The 16,629-nt window shown below is 57.0% G+C and carries 17 protein-coding genes; 13 read left to right on the forward strand and 4 right to left on the reverse strand.

Annotated elements, in window-relative coordinates:
- Positions 1 to 19 precede the first annotated feature (19 nt).
- From K9B37_RS22320 to K9B37_RS22340, 5 genes are read left to right on the forward strand one after another with little or no spacing between them, the layout of a single operon-like run.
- Positions 20 to 1,057 carry an ABC transporter permease gene (locus tag K9B37_RS22320; protein ID WP_224315748.1) on the forward strand — a complete coding sequence of 346 codons (1,038 nt, stop codon included), beginning with the start codon at positions 20 to 22 and terminating at the stop codon, positions 1,055 to 1,057.
- The gene (locus tag K9B37_RS22325; RefSeq protein ID WP_224315749.1) at positions 1,054 to 1,926 is read left to right on the forward strand and encodes an ABC transporter permease; all 873 of its coding nucleotides are present in this window, start codon (positions 1,054 to 1,056) and stop codon (positions 1,924 to 1,926) included. The genes K9B37_RS22320 and K9B37_RS22325 overlap by 4 nt, the downstream gene beginning before the upstream one ends.
- 15 nt (positions 1,927 to 1,941) lie before the next feature.
- The gene (locus K9B37_RS22330) at positions 1,942 to 3,618 is read left to right on the forward strand and encodes a serine hydrolase domain-containing protein (protein ID WP_224315750.1); all 1,677 of its coding nucleotides are present in this window, start codon (positions 1,942 to 1,944) and stop codon (positions 3,616 to 3,618) included.
- Entirely contained in the window at positions 3,615 to 4,727 is a 1,113-nt protein-coding gene (locus K9B37_RS22335; protein ID WP_224315751.1) for an aminotransferase class I/II-fold pyridoxal phosphate-dependent enzyme, read from the forward strand. The genes K9B37_RS22330 and K9B37_RS22335 overlap by 4 nt, the downstream gene beginning before the upstream one ends.
- 19 nt (positions 4,728 to 4,746) lie before the next feature.
- Positions 4,747 to 5,544 (forward strand): M55 family metallopeptidase, encoded by a 798-nt coding sequence (locus K9B37_RS22340; RefSeq protein ID WP_224315752.1) that lies wholly within the window; start codon positions 4,747 to 4,749, stop codon positions 5,542 to 5,544.
- Between the two features lie 6 nt (positions 5,545 to 5,550).
- Here K9B37_RS22340 and K9B37_RS22345 read toward each other — a convergent pair whose 3' ends face one another.
- Genes K9B37_RS22345 through K9B37_RS22355 form a run of 3 tightly spaced genes read right to left on the reverse strand, consistent with a single transcriptional unit; the run spans position 5,551 to position 8,439 of the window.
- A complete protein-coding gene (locus K9B37_RS22345; protein WP_224315753.1) occupies positions 5,551 to 7,011 on the reverse strand; it encodes a M81 family metallopeptidase in 1,461 nt (486 codons plus the stop codon).
- Positions 7,008 to 7,928: an SIS domain-containing protein gene (locus K9B37_RS22350; protein ID WP_224315754.1), complete on the reverse strand. Its 921-nt coding sequence runs from the start codon at positions 7,926 to 7,928 to the stop codon at positions 7,008 to 7,010. The genes K9B37_RS22345 and K9B37_RS22350 overlap by 4 nt, the downstream gene beginning before the upstream one ends.
- A gap of 31 nt (positions 7,929 to 7,959) precedes the next feature.
- The gene (locus K9B37_RS22355; RefSeq protein ID WP_224315755.1) at positions 7,960 to 8,439 is read right to left on the reverse strand and encodes a RidA family protein; all 480 of its coding nucleotides are present in this window, start codon (positions 8,437 to 8,439) and stop codon (positions 7,960 to 7,962) included.
- Positions 8,440 to 8,628: 189 nt separating this feature from the next.
- Here K9B37_RS22355 and K9B37_RS22360 point away from each other — a divergent pair, with 189 nt between their 5' ends.
- Together K9B37_RS22360 and K9B37_RS22365 are read left to right on the forward strand one after the other, a co-directional pair.
- Entirely contained in the window at positions 8,629 to 9,657 is a 1,029-nt protein-coding gene (locus K9B37_RS22360; protein WP_224315756.1) for a 1-aminocyclopropane-1-carboxylate deaminase/D-cysteine desulfhydrase, read from the forward strand.
- A complete protein-coding gene (locus K9B37_RS22365) occupies positions 9,654 to 10,670 on the forward strand; it encodes a succinylglutamate desuccinylase/aspartoacylase family protein (protein WP_224315757.1) in 1,017 nt (338 codons plus the stop codon). Before K9B37_RS22360 ends, K9B37_RS22365 begins: the two co-directional genes overlap by 4 nt.
- Here K9B37_RS22365 and K9B37_RS22370 read toward each other — a convergent pair.
- Positions 10,660 to 11,940, reverse strand: coding sequence for an ABC transporter substrate-binding protein (locus K9B37_RS22370; RefSeq protein ID WP_224315758.1), 1,281 nt, complete (start codon positions 11,938 to 11,940; stop codon positions 10,660 to 10,662). The genes K9B37_RS22365 and K9B37_RS22370 overlap by 11 nt on opposite strands.
- 290 nt (positions 11,941 to 12,230) lie before the next feature.
- On the opposite strand from K9B37_RS22370, the gene K9B37_RS22375 reads away from it, so the two are divergent.
- From K9B37_RS22375 to K9B37_RS22400, 6 genes are all read left to right on the forward strand, one after another.
- A complete protein-coding gene (locus K9B37_RS22375) occupies positions 12,231 to 13,142 on the forward strand; it encodes a carbohydrate ABC transporter permease (RefSeq protein ID WP_224315759.1) in 912 nt (303 codons plus the stop codon).
- 28 nt (positions 13,143 to 13,170) lie between these two features.
- Positions 13,171 to 13,965, forward strand: coding sequence for a carbohydrate ABC transporter permease (locus K9B37_RS22380; protein WP_224315760.1), 795 nt, complete (start codon positions 13,171 to 13,173; stop codon positions 13,963 to 13,965).
- Between the two features lie 40 nt (positions 13,966 to 14,005).
- Entirely contained in the window at positions 14,006 to 14,896 is an 891-nt protein-coding gene (locus K9B37_RS22385; RefSeq protein ID WP_224315761.1) for a DUF6772 family protein, read from the forward strand.
- Entirely contained in the window at positions 14,896 to 15,228 is a 333-nt protein-coding gene (locus K9B37_RS22390; RefSeq protein ID WP_224315762.1) for a hypothetical protein, read from the forward strand. Before K9B37_RS22385 ends, K9B37_RS22390 begins: the two co-directional genes overlap by 1 nt.
- Before the next feature lie 104 nt (positions 15,229 to 15,332).
- The gene (locus K9B37_RS22395; protein ID WP_224315768.1) at positions 15,333 to 16,409 is read left to right on the forward strand and encodes a mandelate racemase/muconate lactonizing enzyme family protein; all 1,077 of its coding nucleotides are present in this window, start codon (positions 15,333 to 15,335) and stop codon (positions 16,407 to 16,409) included.
- Positions 16,410 to 16,439: 30 nt separating this feature from the next.
- Positions 16,440 to 16,629, forward strand: a 190-nt coding sequence (locus K9B37_RS22400) for an ATP-binding cassette domain-containing protein (protein WP_224315763.1), incomplete at its 3' end; no start/stop codon positions are given.

Below are 16,629 nucleotides of genomic sequence, written 5' to 3' on the forward strand. Positions count from 1 at the left end.
GTATCGAACGGAACTCCGTGTGCTGAACTATGCCTTTCGGCGTCTGCTGATGCTGCCTGTTGTCATGTTTGCTCTATCTCTGATGATATTTGCGTTGCAGATGTCTCTGACGCCGACCCAACGCCTGGCTGCCTATGCTCCCTCTCCCGATTTTCTCAAAGGCGGTCAGGAGAGCATTCGTATGCTCATCGAGCAATACGGCTTGAACGACCCGTTCTACATTCAGTATGGCCGGTGGATTGGAAATATCCTTACCGGAAATCTGGGCTGGTCAGAAACTGCGCGGCAGCCAGTGGGCACAGCGCTCGCTTCATTACTGCCAGCAACGATAGAGCTCGTCTTCCTAGCATTCTTTCCTGGACTCCTTCTAGCAATCTATCTCGGCTCTCGCGCCGGCATCTATCTCAACCGCTGGCCCGATCATCTTATCCGCGTGTTCACCATTCTGGGATGGTCCTTTCCCGTTTATGTCTTCGGCTTACTCATGCTGCTGGTGTTTTATTCCGCCCTTGACTGGTTTCCGCCAGGGCGTCTCAGTCAGTGGGCCCAAGCAGTTGTCGCGTCGCCCAGCTTCGTTCGCTATACAGGAGCGAACACCGTCGATGCGTTGCTGAATGGCAATCTTTCAGTTTTTCTGGACGCACTCCGCCATCTCGTAGCGCCTGTCGTCACACTTATTTACGTCAATCTTGCCAATATGACGCGCGTCATGCGTACCTCGATGCTCGAGACGCTCAGGCAGGATTATGTGCGGACAGCACGAGCCAAAGGCATGCCGCGCCGCGTCGTCGAATTACATCATGCACGGCGCAACGCACTGCTTCCTGTAGCGACGATCGCGGGCATGGAGCTAGCCTACATGATGGGTGGCGTCGTCATTACCGAAACGATCTTCGACTATTCGGGCCTGGGTCAGTTTGCAGCCAAGTCTGCTGCGAATCTGGACTTCCCAGCGATCTTGGGCTTCGGACTCTACTTCGCCCTGGTCCTTGTCGTCCTTAATCTCCTGGTCGACCTCATCTACCCGCTTCTCGATCCCAGGGTGAAGACAAAGTGAAAGTCCTCCGCTACCTCGCTGGTAACCCAATGTCGCTTCTTGGGGTCGCGATCCTTCTGGCGTTCGTATTGATTGCTGTCTTCGCTCCGGTTCTTGCACCGCCGCAAGAATTTCAGATGACACCCTACGACACGCCGCGGGCCGGCTTTCTTGCTACACCGCAACCTCCATCGGCTGACGCAGTCTTCGGCACGACCGAGGGCCAATACGACATTTATTATGCTGTCATCTGGGGAACTCGTACAGCCTTCAAGATCGGCTTAGGCGTTGTCGCAATCTCGGTTCTCGTCGGGACAATCGTCGGCGCCACTGCTGCATATTATGGCGGAGCGGTCGATGAAATCCTGATGCGCGCCGTCGACGCCTTCATGGCGGTGCCTTTTCTGATCGCCGCAATGGTCCTCACGGCCTTGCTTGGAAAGGGAATTGTCCCCGTCACAATAGCCTTGGCGACATTCGGTTGGATGGGATATGCGCGGATCATTCGCAGTGAGATTCTGCGGATCCGCGAGATGGATTACGTCCACGCAGCCAGAACCTACGGAGCGAGCGATCTTCGTCTCATTGCCCTACACATCATCCCGAATGCCTTCTTCCCAGTGCTGGTCCTTGCGACGATGGCGACAGGATCGATGGTCCTTTCCGCCTCCGCGCTCAGCTTTCTCGGAGTCGGGACTGAAGAAGGTTATGCGGATTGGGGACAATTTATTGCCTATTCGCGAAACTGGATCATCGGACAACCAGGGAACCCGTTCCAATACTGGTATACCCTCGCATTTCCGGGAGCTGCAATCTTTCTATTTGTTCTGTCGTGGAACCTCGTAGGCGACACACTGCGAGATATTCTCGACCCCCGTCATACCCGTTGACAAAGGAGATGGTCGTTGACTGCGCTCACTTCTGCCGCCATCGAGCAGTTTGAAGATTTGATCCGCCATGAGGTGGAAGACAAGGAGATTCCCTCGATCTCCTACGCTCTCGTCGATCGTGATCGCCTCTTGGCCCAGGGCCACGTCCAGCGTCACGACCTTAGGTTTGATATGCGGGACGATACCTGCTTTCGGATCGGCTCAATTACCAAGACATTCACTGCTTTGGCGATCATGCAACTGGTCGAGCAAGGGCTTGTTGATCTCGACGTCGATGTCTCCGAATATCTACCGGGCTTTCAGCCCCTAAACCCTTTCAAGGGCCGCGAAAGCGGCCCCTATGGGACCCAGATTAGTCTCCGCAAACTGATGAGCCATACCGCTGGCGTCGTCAGAGAACCTAAAAGCGGTCACTATCTGGATGCAAATCGCCCCCCTCTCTCCGAAACGGTAGCGGAACTTGCTACATCGACGCTCAAGCAGGATCCGAGCGCTGGCGTCATGCACTATTCGAACGCAGGCATTGCTGTGGTTGGAATGGTGATCGAAAAACTTACGAAAAAAAGCTATTCGGAATACATTACCGAGAGCATTCTAAATCCACTTGGAATGCACAACACCTCGTCCGGAATGGCGCCAGGTATCCGTGAGCGGCTGGCTCCAGCTAATATGTGGACATTAGAGGGTGATAGCCCGGCGCCAGTTTTCAGTCTCGGCGGATCACCAGCCGGAAATATTTTTTCAACGACGGGCGACATGGCAAACTACGCGCAATGTCTTCTTCGCGGCGGATTTGCGCCGGGCGGTCGTTCCATCGTATCGCCCGGATCATTGCGGCAGATGTGGACCCCAATTGGTAAGCGCCCCGCAGGTCACGACAAGGCTCTAAGCGGCTATGGTCTGTGCTTCGGTATTGGAGATATCGACGGCTGGACTTCAGTGGGCCATGGCGGTGCCGTCTATGGTTATGCCTCCCAGATGATGCTTCTGCCGACGGCCGGAATTGGTGTTCTCATCTTTGCGACTCTCGATTTCGCGAACCAAATCGCTTCGCGTCTCGGAGCAGATGGGCTGCGAATCGTTCTCGCTGAACGCGGTATGGGGCCGCGTCTCCACCGGTTACAGAGTTCACCACCGATTTCTGAAGAACAGCTGGCGGTATTGCCCGGACATTACCGGCACGAGGCGGCCAGCGAAGTGGTCGAGATCAAGAGCAAGGGAGGAAAGCTCTATTTGATGGGCGAAGGCGTTCCGCTTCAAATCAAGCCGGTTTCCGGCAAGGATTTTGTCATAGATGGTCGTATCTACGGTCGTGGTGCAGACTATCCGCACATGAATCTGTCGTTTCCAAAACCCGGTACGCTCGCATGGAAAGGCGCGAATTGGTCGCGGATCGACACACTTCCGCCTGAGAAGGTTCCGCCCGAGATCGCGCCCTATCTGGGCGAATACGGCCCGGACTTTAACATCAGTTATCTCTATTACCGGCATGGCGAGCTCAGATGCCTGATCGAATATTTTTGTACGCATGTATGCGAGCCAGTCGACGCGGGTCGATACCGCATGCATGGCCTTCTCTACGAAGAAGAAATCCTTGAGCTCGATGCAGTTGACGATCAAGGCCAGCGTGGCATTCGTGTCGGTCCGATGTTCCTAGTACGCCGCCATGCTCAGACGGAGGGCGCGCATTGAGCAATGCTCAAAGTGCCGATGGGCAATTGAGGATGGAATCTCCTCTAGGCCCTCGTATGCGGATTGGCGGGCGCGAGGTCGACTACTTTTGTGGCACCAGTTATTACTGCTTGCATAGCCACCCGGATGTCATTGAAGCCGCTTGTGTAGCAACGCGTCAGTTCGGCATGGGTCCTGGTACGCTCGCACAGATGCAAGTCTACAACGATCTCCAAGATCAGCTACGCACGTGGTTCAATGCTGAACATGTCGTCACCTTAATATCGGGCTACTCAAGCCCGATGGCGCTTCTTCAAGGTTTACGCGACGCATTCGATATTGTCTTCGTTGATGCGGCTACCCATTACAGTGCTCGCGACGCTCTGAGGACGTTGGTGAAGCCGATCCACAGTTTTCGTCATCTCGACCCTGGGTGTCTGGCCGATGCATTGGCCCGCAATGTCGCGCCAGAACAACGCCCCGTCATTGTGACGGACGGCGTATTCCCCTCTTCCGGTGCACTTGCTCCATTGCACGAGTATCGTCGTGCCATGGATCGTTTTGAAGGGGCGCTGCTGGTCATAGACGATTCCCACGGCGTTGGTACATTGGGACCCAGCGGGCGAGGTTCGCTCCAGCACGCCGGGCTTGAGAGCGACGGAAACTTCTTCGCTGGAACATTGAGTAAGGCTTTTGGGGCGTCGGGTGGTATTATTCCGGGCAGCGGCGAACTTGCAGAGAAGATCGCAGCCAATGCGATGATTATGCGTGGCGCTTCACCGCTTACTCCTGGAGCGGCAGCGGCAGCCGCTGCGGCCATGCATATCCTTCAATCGAACCCGGAGATGAAAGACAACCTGGCTCGTAATGTCAAACAATTGCGGAGCGGATTGCGCAGTTTAGGATTTGATGTACCAGAAACACCGGTCCCTATCATCAGTGTTTGGGGAGGACCTGATCTAGAGCATCTACGCCTTAAGCTTGACGCTAGGGATATTATCGTCAGGGTTGTGAAGCCTTCGGGATATTCCGACGCGCCTGACGTCCCAACGATGCGTCTCGCAGTCTTCTCCGAGCATACTCCCGAACAGATCGATCGGCTCCTGTCGTCGATCGCTGAGCTTATCTGAAATGAGGAACACGCGAGATATGAAAGTCTTTATCAGCTCCGACATTGAAGGCACAGCCGGAATAACTGCTTGGGACGAAGCCAAGAAAGGAAATCCGGACTATGCGGAGTTTCGCGAGTATATGACAGATGAGCTAGTCGCGGCATGCGAAGGGGCAAAGGCGGCTGGTGCAACCGAAGTCTGTGTGAAGGACGCCCACTCCACTGCAAGGAACCTTATCCTCTCCAAACTTCCTGAATATGTCCGTATCGTACGAGGCTGGAGCGGACATCCCGACATGATGATGTTCGGCATTGATCACAGCTACTCCGCTGCCGTCTATATCGGCTACCACAACAAAGCCGGAACGGACACCAATCCGCTAGCACATACGCTGACCGGAACAATATCGAAGCTTCTTATAAACGGTGAGGTTGCGTCTGAATTTACGATCAATGCGCTATGTGCAGCGCGCTATCGTGTACCGTCGACGTTCCTTGCGGGCGATGCTGGCATGTGCGCAGATGCAAAAATTCTAGTATCCGGCATCAGTACTGTTGCAACGAGTGAAGGCTTCGGCCCGGCTACATCATCCCTATCGCCAAGCGCCTCCGTAAAAGCGATCCGAGACGGCGTAGAAGCCGCATTGTCGCGGGATCTGGCAACTTGCATGCCGCGGATGGCCGACAGTTTCGAGCTGATCATTGAATTCACAACACCGGTCGAGGCCTTTCGTGGCAGCTGGTACCCTGGCGTCGAACATATTGCACCGCGTACTCTTCGTTTCGTGTCCGACGATTTCTTCGACATTCAGCGCGCGATCCGCTTTATCACTTAAAGCGGATCAGAAGCCCAGTTCAGGCATCGGGTCGAGCGGCGCAATTGGCCGGCGAATCTTCGTATAAGGAATTTTCGCCGGATCCGGCGGATAGGGACCTCCGCAATTCACATAGATAATCTCACGAGCGATGGGCGCAAACCCCGCGTAGAAGTGACTGGCAGACTTCACGGCCACGATCTTTTGCGCTTCTGGATCGATCGCGAGATTACGGAACACATCAGGATGAAACGTCTGTGCCCGTTTCGATGCGAGAACGACAGAGAGTGCTCCAACGCGGACAGCGACGGCCGCGCCGAGAGACACACGACTGCTCTCGAAGGGAACTGCCAAGTCCTGCGTGAAAGCAACAATCTCAACATTGGCGTCGACAGGTGGGCCGGAACTCGGCGCCACCTTTCCACCAATCCGAAGTGCGAGCCGTGCACCGACCCCAGCCGCGCGGCAGAACTGGACGGCCACGGGATCCCACAGAGCACCGACTGCTGCCGGAACCGACGGATACTTCAAGAGTTCCTGGATCAGGAAGGTGCTGTCCCCTGCAACGCCGCCGCCTGGATTGTCCCAACGGTCAGCCAATATAACGGGGCCACCATCCATGTCCAAGGCCGCCCTCACCGCCTCCGTGGGCGACGGCATCGGCGGCAGACGGTTGGCACCAAACGCGAGCACATCCTTCGCGAGGGTTCGAGCAAGCACCTCTCCCCGTTCGGGTGCAGCATCAGATATCACGATGATCTTAGTTCCCACATCGTGGACATCTGCGGCCGGGAATCCATGAACGATGGAAATGCTGAGGATCCCATTTCGACCTTCCAACGTCTTGATCCGATCGACGAGTGAGCGGCCCGGTTCACGGCTCGTGATGAAGTTGGCAATAGCGCGGCAATCGACCACCGACATAATCGGCTTGATCTCAGAACGAGCCGCCCGCAAGGCGAGATCGACTAGGTCCTCCGCACAGTCTAAAAAGTCCGTGTGTGGCACTTCCTTAAAGGTGACGATGACAGTAGATGCAGCAACCATGGCATCGCTGAGATGACAGTGGGGATCAAGTTCGACCCCGATGACCGCATCCGGCCCCACTATCGCGCGGGCACGAGTAAGAAGATCGCCTTCGCAGTCGTCATAACCATCTGCGACCATCGCGCCATGCAAACCGAACAGTGCGATATCGACTGGCATGCAGGCTCGAAGTTGGCCAAGAATCTCCTCCCTGAGGCTTTCATAGGCGTCACGGCTTACGAGTCCTGCCGGCTCGGCCCAGGTCGCTGTCCCCTCGATCAGGGTAAAGCCTTCCTTACACGCTCTTCGGCGAGCTGCGATGAAGGGAGCTGAGCAGAGTGTTGGAGTTTCAGGATGCTGGCCTGGGGGTGCGTAAAATGCGTCTTCGAAGGCAGCTCGGTCGGTCGGGATTGGAGAGAAGGTATTGGTCTCGGTAGCGAGGGAAGCCACGAAGATCTTCATGAGCGATCTCTCCGAAACGAGTTGACAACTTCATCGCGATGAGGTTGGAGCCGCAGGTCGACAAGGCTGTCCTTCACCTCCCGCAACCGCGCAAGCATCGGTTCACCGAAACTTAGAGCGAGTGCTGTGGCAATCACATCGATCAGCACTGCATGAGCAATGCGAGAAGTCATCGGGGCATAGACCTCCGTATTCTCTTTTGCATCTACGGCGAGCAGCACGTCGGCAGCATCCGCAAGGGTCGTGCCAGGACGCGTCACGGCAACTACGGTCGCGCCGACATGCCGCGCCATTTGTGCCATCTTTACCGTGTCGCTGACCTCGCCTGTGTGAGAAAAGCACATAGCGACGTCGCCGGGACGTAGTGTGGCGGACGCCATGCGCTGCAAGTGAGTGTCACCATAGGTCACAACCGGTATACCGAGACGCATAAGCTTATGCTGCGCCTCAATGGCTAAGATACTTGCAGCGCCGGTGCCGAAGCAGTCAATTCGACGCGCGTCATGCAGAATGCCGACGACGCGCCTAAGCGCATCCTGATCAATGGACTGACGTACCGAATTCAGAACGTAGACGCTGGAGTCAAAAACCTTCGTGACGATGGTATCGAGTTCATCGTCAGGGGCGACTTCGCTGTGCAGATACGGAGTGCCGGAAACAATGCTCTGTCCGGTGAGAAGCTTCAATTCCGGATAACGCTGAAGCCCAAGCGCGCGAACGAAGCGCAGCACCGTCGGCTGACTGACGCCGACCGTTTCGGCAAGGGTCGCAATCGACATGCGAATGATCTGCTCAGGGTGATCGAGCACGAAGTCCGCCACTCGCCTTTCCGACGGAGAGAGATGTACCCGTTGGGCTGCCAACTTCTCGAGAAACCGATTCGAAGTTAATTGGACGTCTAGTTCGGTCCCGGACATCGCCAGATCTCCCTTCCCGCGTGCAACATCGTCACGGCGAGGCGACTTCTAGAATTGCTTCCACCTCCACGCAAGATCCAAGCGGGAGCGTCGCCACCCCGATGGTGGTGCGGGAATGACGTCCTCTTTCGCCCAGGATCTCGACGATGGCATCGGAAGCGCCATTCATCACGGCTGCAAGATCGGTGTAGTCGGGTTCGGCATTAACGTAGCCGCCGAGCCGGACACATTCCTTGATCGCATCAAGGGATCCAAGTGCGAGGCGTGCATGAGCGAGAACATGAAGGAGGCAAAGGCGAGCCGCCAAATAGCCGTCTTCCGGCGAAACCACACTGCCAATTTTTCCGACGTAGCGTTGCGGAATTTTGCCGTCAGGACCAAAGCAAAGCTGGCCCGAGACATACAGCAGATCGCCCGTTCGTTTTGTATGGATGTAGTTTTTCACCGACTTCGTTATAGCAGGAAGCTCAATTGCGAGACTTGCTAATTTTTCGTCTGACTTATCAGGCATTTAGCTTCCTATTTTGCGACGCGTGCATTGGTTTTGAACAGGCTAAAATCACCTGCCACACATACGAACTTGAAGATATGCGATGTCTTTCTCAGGTTGACTCGGCCATTCATGTAATTAATCTACACGGAGCCTAGGCGGGACGCAACGTTCCGGACCTGGAAAAAGCCGGCCGCGAGATTTCAAGCCATGCCCCCTCTTGTTCGCGATCCCACCACCGGGCTTGACCGCCTGGCACTCGCCCATCTGCCAACGCCGCTCGATCCAGCGCCTAAGCTGGCTTCAGCTCTCGGATTGGCGCGATTATCCGTGAAGCGGGAAGATCTCTCGGGTTATGCCCTGGGCGGCAACAAGCTGCGCCAGCTCGATTTCATTCTTGCCGAGGCGCTTGCCGCAGGAGCAGACACCCTCGTCACGACCGCGGGCAGTCAATCCAACTTCTGCCGTTCGCTTGCAGGAGCCGCCGCCAAACTCGGCCTGAGTTGTCACTTGCACCTGCGCGCCGCAACCGGCACTGACTTGGTCGGGAATCTTCTGCTCGATGAGGTTCTGGGGGCCACCGTCACTTTCACACAAGTCACCGATCCCTGGGATTCGCAGATCGTACAAGAGCTCTCCAATATTGCTGCGGGTTACGAGCAGCAGGGCAAAAAGCCTTTCATCATACAACTCACAGGAGTCAGCGCCGCCACCGCCATCGCGGGGTGGATGTCCGGTGCAGCAGAACTCATGCAAGATGCGGAAGCAGGCCCAGGCATTCCCGATGTGGTGATCTCTGTCTGCGGCTCGGGGTTGTCTCTCGCGGGCCTCGCTCTTGGTTTCAAGCATCTCTCCTGCCCGACCCGATTGATCGGCATCAGTGCACAGCAGCCCGCAGCCCGCCTGAAAGCATGGATCGTCACAGCTGCGGACGCCGCCGCGACGCGCCTGGGCCTTTCATGTCGACTTACGCCCGAGGATTTCGATATCGTGGATAGTGAAATCGGCCCAGGCTACGGTAAACCGTCGGCAGCAAGCGTTGCTGCCGTCAGGCTCGCGGGCCGCACAGAGGGTTTGTTGCTCGATCCAATCTACACGGGCAAGGGGCTCGCAGGCCTTCAGGCCTCTCTGCGATCCGGGCTGGTGCGGCATGAACATTCCGTCATCTTCGTCCACTCCGGTGGGACACCGGGCTTGTTCGCCCATGCCGATGCATTCGGAACGGACAGGGCCGCATGACAACGCAACCGGGGCCGGCGCGGCTCGATATTCCCCTCGACAGACCGGGGCGCACCATCGGAGCCCTTAGACTTCCTTGGTCCCATGATCGGTCGGCCTACGGCCAAATCGTCATTCCGATCGTAGTCGTTCAGAATGGAAGCGGGCCGACAGCACTTCTCACCGCGGGGGTTCACGGTGACGAATATGAGGGCCAGATCGTGCTTGGCCGTCTTGCCCGCGCTCTTCGACCCGAGGCCATCCAGGGGCGGGTCATCATACTGCCTTGCGCTCATCCTGCCGCCGCATTGGCAGGACGACGCACGTCTCCATTCGACGGTGGCAATCTTGCGCGACTGTTTCCAGGCGATCCCCACGGCGGACCGACGAGCCAGCTTGCAGAGGGCATCTCCCGATTGCTCCTGCCAGAGGCGGATTACCTCGTGGATTTCCACAGTGGCGGAAGCACTCTCGACTATCTGCCCTGCGCTTTCGGACGCCTCCCCTCGGATACACCGCTCGCAAATTGCGTCCTAGATCTTCTGATAGCATTTGGCGCGCCGGTGACGGCTGTTGTCCGGAGGCCTGAGGCACGGGGCACGTTGGTGGCCGAAGCTCTAGAGAAGGGCGTCGTCGCGATGGCGACGGAACTCGCCGGTGGTGGGGGCGTAACGAAGGAGACTCTTGACATCGCTGAGCAGGGCCTTGCGCGCGCCCTTGCGCATATAGGCATCTTGCCTCCGGCAGGTCCAACGCCGCAAACGCGGCTTCTCGCCATCGAGGCAGAGCATTTTTTGCGCTCCCCCGGACGCGGCTTGTTCGAGCCGATGTTTACATTGGGGCAGGATGTCGATGCCGGCGCGATTGCCGGCCGTCTGTCCGATCCCGAGCGACCGGAGCGCCCGACCGAAGACATCATCTTCACCGCGAGCGGCACTGTCCTCTGCCGACGCGTCCCGGCCATGGCCGAACCTGGTGATGTCCTTGTCCATCTGGGTAAGGACATCACCAGAGCGGAACTGCTTAGCCGATAAGCTTCTGGACGCGTATGGTCAAATCGTCCATTGCCTGCTGCGGGCTCTTCATGCCCAACACTGCAGCTTCCGCCTCCTCCTTGAAGAAATCGGCAGCCCGCGCCGCGTTGTCGAAGGCTGGCAGCGGGACGCGCGATACCTTTAGGACTTTTCTTTCCGCCTCTGCATAAGGCAATTCTGCTTTGATGCGTGGATCGTCGTAGGTGGAGCTGCGGACTGGTCCATTGCCGTTGAGAGCTGCCGCCAATGCCGCCTCCTTGGATGACATCGCTTTGATGAAGCTCCAGGCAAGATCCTTGTTCTTGGAGTTCTTCGGAATCGCCATGCTCCAGAATTCGACCTTGGTCGGTGCAACCTCATACTTACCCTTCAACGCTGCCGCCACGGGGAAGTAGGTGGTCTTAATCTTGCCAGCAACCTGCGATTTGGCTGGATCGTTATAAAGGCCATTTCTGCTCATGGAGCTGGCGGCCATGGCAGCACGACCGTTCTGCATCCATGTGTTGGCATCCTCAGCCTTCATGCCGGTCAAGTTCTTCGGGATCGCTCCTGACGTATAAAGATCGCGGATCATCGTCAGAGCAGCCACCATCTCCTTGGAATTCGCCACGACCTTCATGTCGGGTGTGATGAAGTCGGCATCCCAGGCCCTGGCGAGGGCGATAACCTCGGGATAAGCGACACCAGGAAGGATCATCCCGACCACCGGTGTTCCATCGGCACGCGTATAAGTACATTTCTTGGCGACTTCGACGAATTCCTCGATCGTCTGCGGTGGCTCCTTGATGCCTCGCTCGGCAAAGATCTCCTCATTGTAGTGCAAACCGGTAGAGGCGTGGCGGAAGGGCATGGCGAACAGCTTATTGTCCAGCGTCACACCCTTCAGCAGTCCCGGAAAGACGTCGTTCAGATCCGGGATCGGGTCCTTCGCCATATAGGTATCGAGAGGTTCGAACATCGACGCGACCCGCGGCGTCGCGTAGGTATTCAGGATGAACGCCACGTCTACGGTCGATTCTCCAAGGGACGCTTCACGGAAGAGCCTATCGTGAAGCGGACCGGTCTCGAAGGTCACCCAGTTGACCGTAGCACCGGCTACTTTGGTAAATCCCTGCGTGACGTCGCCACCCTTGGTGCCATTGGATACGTTCTGCAGCACGCGATGGGCAAATACATTGATCTGTTTACCTTGAGCACGGGCCAGATCTGCAAATACAGGCAATGTCGCTGCTGCAAGTCCTCCCACCAGAATTTCTCGTCTATTGACCATGATGCTCTCCTCCCGGATCCGGTCTCGCATGGGCAGGCCATGTCCCAGTTATTTGCCGCGCCCGTCGGATCCAGCCGGACGCATGTCGGTCATCGTCGCCATTCCGATGGCTTTTGTAGAATAATTACGAGAATAATCGAATTTCAAGAGAAAACTTGACTTGTGGCGACTTCGTTTTTTATTTTTACTACACATGCCGCGGTCGCGGCCTTCCTGTGACTGGATGCCTTCGCCATGTTCCTTCTTTATATCACGGCCGGCTCAATTGACGGTCCAACGGAGGACTGACGATGATATTGCGCCCTTCGTCGAAAACGTCGCCGCGCCGCATCCCGATGCCCTGGCCGGCGATCGTTCTGATTTCACCTGTCCAACTCCTGATAGGCGCTGTCATTTTCGTGCCAGCCCTTTACGTGGCATGGCTTAGCCTGACGCAGTCTTCCTTCGGACAGCAACCTATCTTCGTCGGTTTCCAGAACTACGCCCAGGTTCTTAGCGATTCGTATTTCTGGCGCTCGCTCGGCAATACCGTTCTCGTCGTGCTGATCGTCGTTCATCTCGAGCTCTTGCTCGGCCTGGGAATCGCACTTCTGTTCGCCAGCGGATTACGGGGGACACCTCTGTTGCTCGCCGCGGTGCTGGCACCCTACGCCGTGAGCGAGGTGAGCGCAGTCGTCATGTGGCGCTATCTTTTCGATATCGACGTCGGATATGTCAGCCAGGTCCTTGCTTGGCTCGGTCTGCCTTCCCTGGAATGGGCGATCAATCCAGTTCATGGATTGATCCTTGTCGCACTGCTGAGCATCTGGCTACATTTGCCATTCACGTTCGTGATCCTTTATGCGGCGCGGCTCGCAATTCCGCGCGAGCTTTACGAGGCTGCGAAGGTGGATGGTGCCACGCCGCTCCAACAGTTCCGGCGAGTAACCCTGCCGCTGCTGATGCCAGCGATCCTGATCGCCGTCCTGTTCCGCTACATCTTCGCCTTCCGCTTGTTCTCCGAAGTCTGGCTTCTCACGGGCGGCGGTCCCGCACGACAGACGGAAGTACTCGCTGTCTATCTCTATCTCGAAGCTTTTCGGTACAATGCCTTTGGCGAAGCCGCTGCGACCGGCTGGCTCCTAGTACTCGCGTCTCTCATCCTTGCGCTGTGGTACCTACGCCGGCTCTACAAGGACATGTTTGCGACCTATGCGCCCTAAATCTTTCCTTCGTAGATTTCTGAAGATCGTGGCAGTCGCGACTGTTCTCGTCTGGTCACTCGCGCCGATCCTGCTGATCGTCATGTCATCGTTCAAGGCTGATCGGGACATTTTCGCGGTTCCGCCGCGACTTGGTTTCGACCCCACGCTGGCCAACTATATGGCTCTCGTCAGCCGCTGGAGCGACTTTTTCAGTGGGCTGCTCAATAGCCTTATTGTAACGATAGGCGCCACGGTTCTCGCCGTGATCACAAGTGCCATGGCAGGCTACGCCTATTCCCGTTTCCGCCACAGAATCCTGGCTGGAAGCGCCTTCTTCCTCATCTTCATTCGCCTGATTCCGCCGATCGTCATTACGCTGCCGCTCTTTCCGGTCGTCAACGCTCTTGGTCTCAGTGATACGCACCTAATTCTGATCGTGCTCTATGCCACGTTCTTCGTGTCACTCGGCACTTTGGTCATGCGCACTTTCATTGATCAGATTCCGAAGGAGGTAGACGAGGCTGCCCATATCGATGGCGCGAGCCGCGGGCAAATTCTCCGCAAGATTATCCTGCCATTGTCTGCGCAAGGTATGGTGGCGGTGGCAGTTTTTGTCATTGTCTACGCGTGGAACGAGTTCCTGTTCGCCTTCATCTTTACCACGACGCGCGCGAAGACAGCCCCCCTTGTGATTTCCGAAATGATAGGCGCCGTGGAAGGTGTGGAATGGGGAGTTCTCTTCGCCGCCTCGACCATCCAGCTCCTTCCCATCCTTCTCTTCGTCGTTCTCGCCCAAAAGCACCTCGTTGCGGGTCTTACCGCCGGCGCGACCAAGGGATGAAGAACATGGACACGATCATGAATTCCAGGAGACATCATACATGCTAGGCAACCACCGAGCGGCGCAGGTGCCCGCCACCTGGGCAGACCCGGCATTGAGCCGCTTCGATCCCCTGCCCCGGATTATCTGTCTGGACGATTTCGACCGTGGCTTTTGCGGCTGGACCCAGCTCGTCGGAAATTATGAGAACAGCATCGACTCCATGCTTCCCGGCTATGCTCAGCATACCTCTCCCATGCTGTCCAGCCTTGCTCATTGGGATGCGGGTTCGCATAATTCTGTCGACGGAAACTATGCGCTCAAGATTGCCACACGACCCCGTCGCGGGGCGCAGAACGTCGCCATCAAGAGGCTCACCTTCCGTGAAGCAGGCCCTATTCGCATGGAAGCCTATGTGACGTTCAAGCCCGAAGCGACGGAGCTGAAACTATCCGAGAGCGATATCCGCTCCTTCGGCTTCCTTTTCGACCTGCAGGTCGGCGATCGTCACGGTGCCGGCGGCGAGCGGGTGATGCCTCATATGCGCTTCCTGAACGCCCGTGACGGTGAGCATGTGCAGCGCTGGCAATTCAAGAGGCGCTCCGTCCCGATCATTCCGCTCGGCACGGAAAACAAGACCATCAGCCACTACCATCTTGCGCCCGAGGATTGGGAGGATTTATCGGGCGGAGAGCAACATCTCTGCTACAACGAAATCCCCACTAAAGTGAACTGGCACTATATCCGATTTGATTTCGACCTAGCCTCGATGACCTGCACGGGCTTTCGTTGCAACGACCGTGACTTCGACATGTCAGGTTTCGATTCTCTGCGCCTTCCTGCCATGAAGAATCTTTGGTGCATGCTCAACCTCGCGTTTTTTGCCGAGACCGACGTCGACAAGCGCGCATTCCTGTACCTTGATTCCGTCTGTCTCTCAGGAGATTTCTGATGCGCACCAGCATGAGCGCAATTGTTGCGCGTAATGAAACATGGTCTGGTGATGCGGCAACGGAGCCCTATGAGGCAGGGTGGGCTCAAGAGGCGATCATCTTCGTGCGCTCCCTAAAGACACCGGCGGGTCCTCAAGGCCGCGCGCGGGTCGAAATCTCTCCGGACGGCATGAATTGGGTCTGGGAAGGCACGGAAATCCCTCTCCCCGATCGAAAGGACGCTGTAACTTTTGCCCGCGTCTCGCATTTTGGCACCTGGCTACGCCTTGCCGCGACGTTGCCCGAGAGCAGCACCAATACCGTTCTCGTCACGATTCATCTGAAGAGTTGAGGTTTATTGCGATGTCCGCTTCCTCCCTCGTTACTTTAGCCGAACCTAGCTCTCAGCTAGATGCGGTTGGGCGCATCCGCAGGATAACGACTCATCCGTTGAGAGTGGTTTTGCCGAAAGCGCAGCGAACCTCGCAAGGCGACTACCCCTCTATCGAGATCCTGTTGGTTGAGGTCGAGACCGAAGCGGGGATTGTCGGGATCGGTGAAGGCTTGGCTCGGCGCGGTGCGCGAGGGTATGCGACACTTGTTGATGAGGCCTTGTCGCCGCGCCTGATCGGTCAGGACGCACGCGATCGCCGTCGTCTGTGGCGCCTCATGAGAAATGCCCTTACGGGGCGGCCCGGCGGCCAATTGGTAGAGGCTATTGCAGCCATCGACATTGCCCTGTGGGATATTGCCGGGAAGATCGCAGGCGAGCCCATCTATCGCCTGCTCGGTGGAATGGGGCGAACACATGTCAACGCCTATGCATCGTCGATCAACTGGCTTGACGATGCAACCGTTGAGGCTGAAGTCGCTCATGCGCTGGCTCTCGGCTTTCGTGAAATCAAGGTAAAGCTCGGACGACCCGTGAAGGATGCCATCGCCCGGGCTGCATTGGTGCGGCGCCTTGCGCCGGAAACTTTGCTCGGGGTCGACGCCAACTGGGCCTACGATGTCGATGAAGCCATCACCGTCGGCCGCGCCCTTGCCGATCTTGGCTACGATTTTTTTGAGGAACCTATCGTACCCCATGATCGCGCAGGCTATCGTCGCTTGTCGCAGCACCTTCCGATCAGGATCGCCGCTGGCGAGAGTGACTATGTCGCCGCTGAGGCTTTGATCTCGCTTGAAGATCGTTCCCTTGGCATGATCCAACCGGATGTAACCCGCTCGGGCGGCATCACGGAAACATGGCGAATCGCTGAGCTGGCTGCGGCCCACCATGTGGCCTATGCGCCGCATGTCGGCTGGTCCGGAGCGATCTGTGTCGCCGCGAGCCTTCATCTTGCCGCAGCGGCGGAATGCTTCCGTAGCTTCGAATGCATGGTCTATGATAACCCGCTGCGTGATTCATTGTGTAGCCCTGTCATTGGCAGCGCATCCCAGCTTGATGAAGGTCGCCTCTTGGTACCACAGGCTCCAGGCCTTGGCGTCACGCTCGATCGCGCCGTGCTTGACGCTCATCGCATTTCCTAAGTCCCTTTATATTTCATATGGGTCGACCCGATGTCCTCAGTCTTCATTCGCGACGTCTATAAATCCTATGGCACGGCAACCGTTCTGCATGGCGTGTCTGTTGACATTGCGGATGGCGAGTTTGTGATCCTGGTGGGTCCGTCGGGGTGCGGAAAGTCGACGCTGCTGCGGATGGTGGCAGGGCTGGAGAACATCACCGGCGGCGAAATCCGCATCGGTC

The sequence above is a fragment of the Microvirga puerhi genome, from assembly GCF_020089865.1.
GTDB lineage: Bacteria > Pseudomonadota > Alphaproteobacteria > Rhizobiales > Beijerinckiaceae > Microvirga > Microvirga puerhi.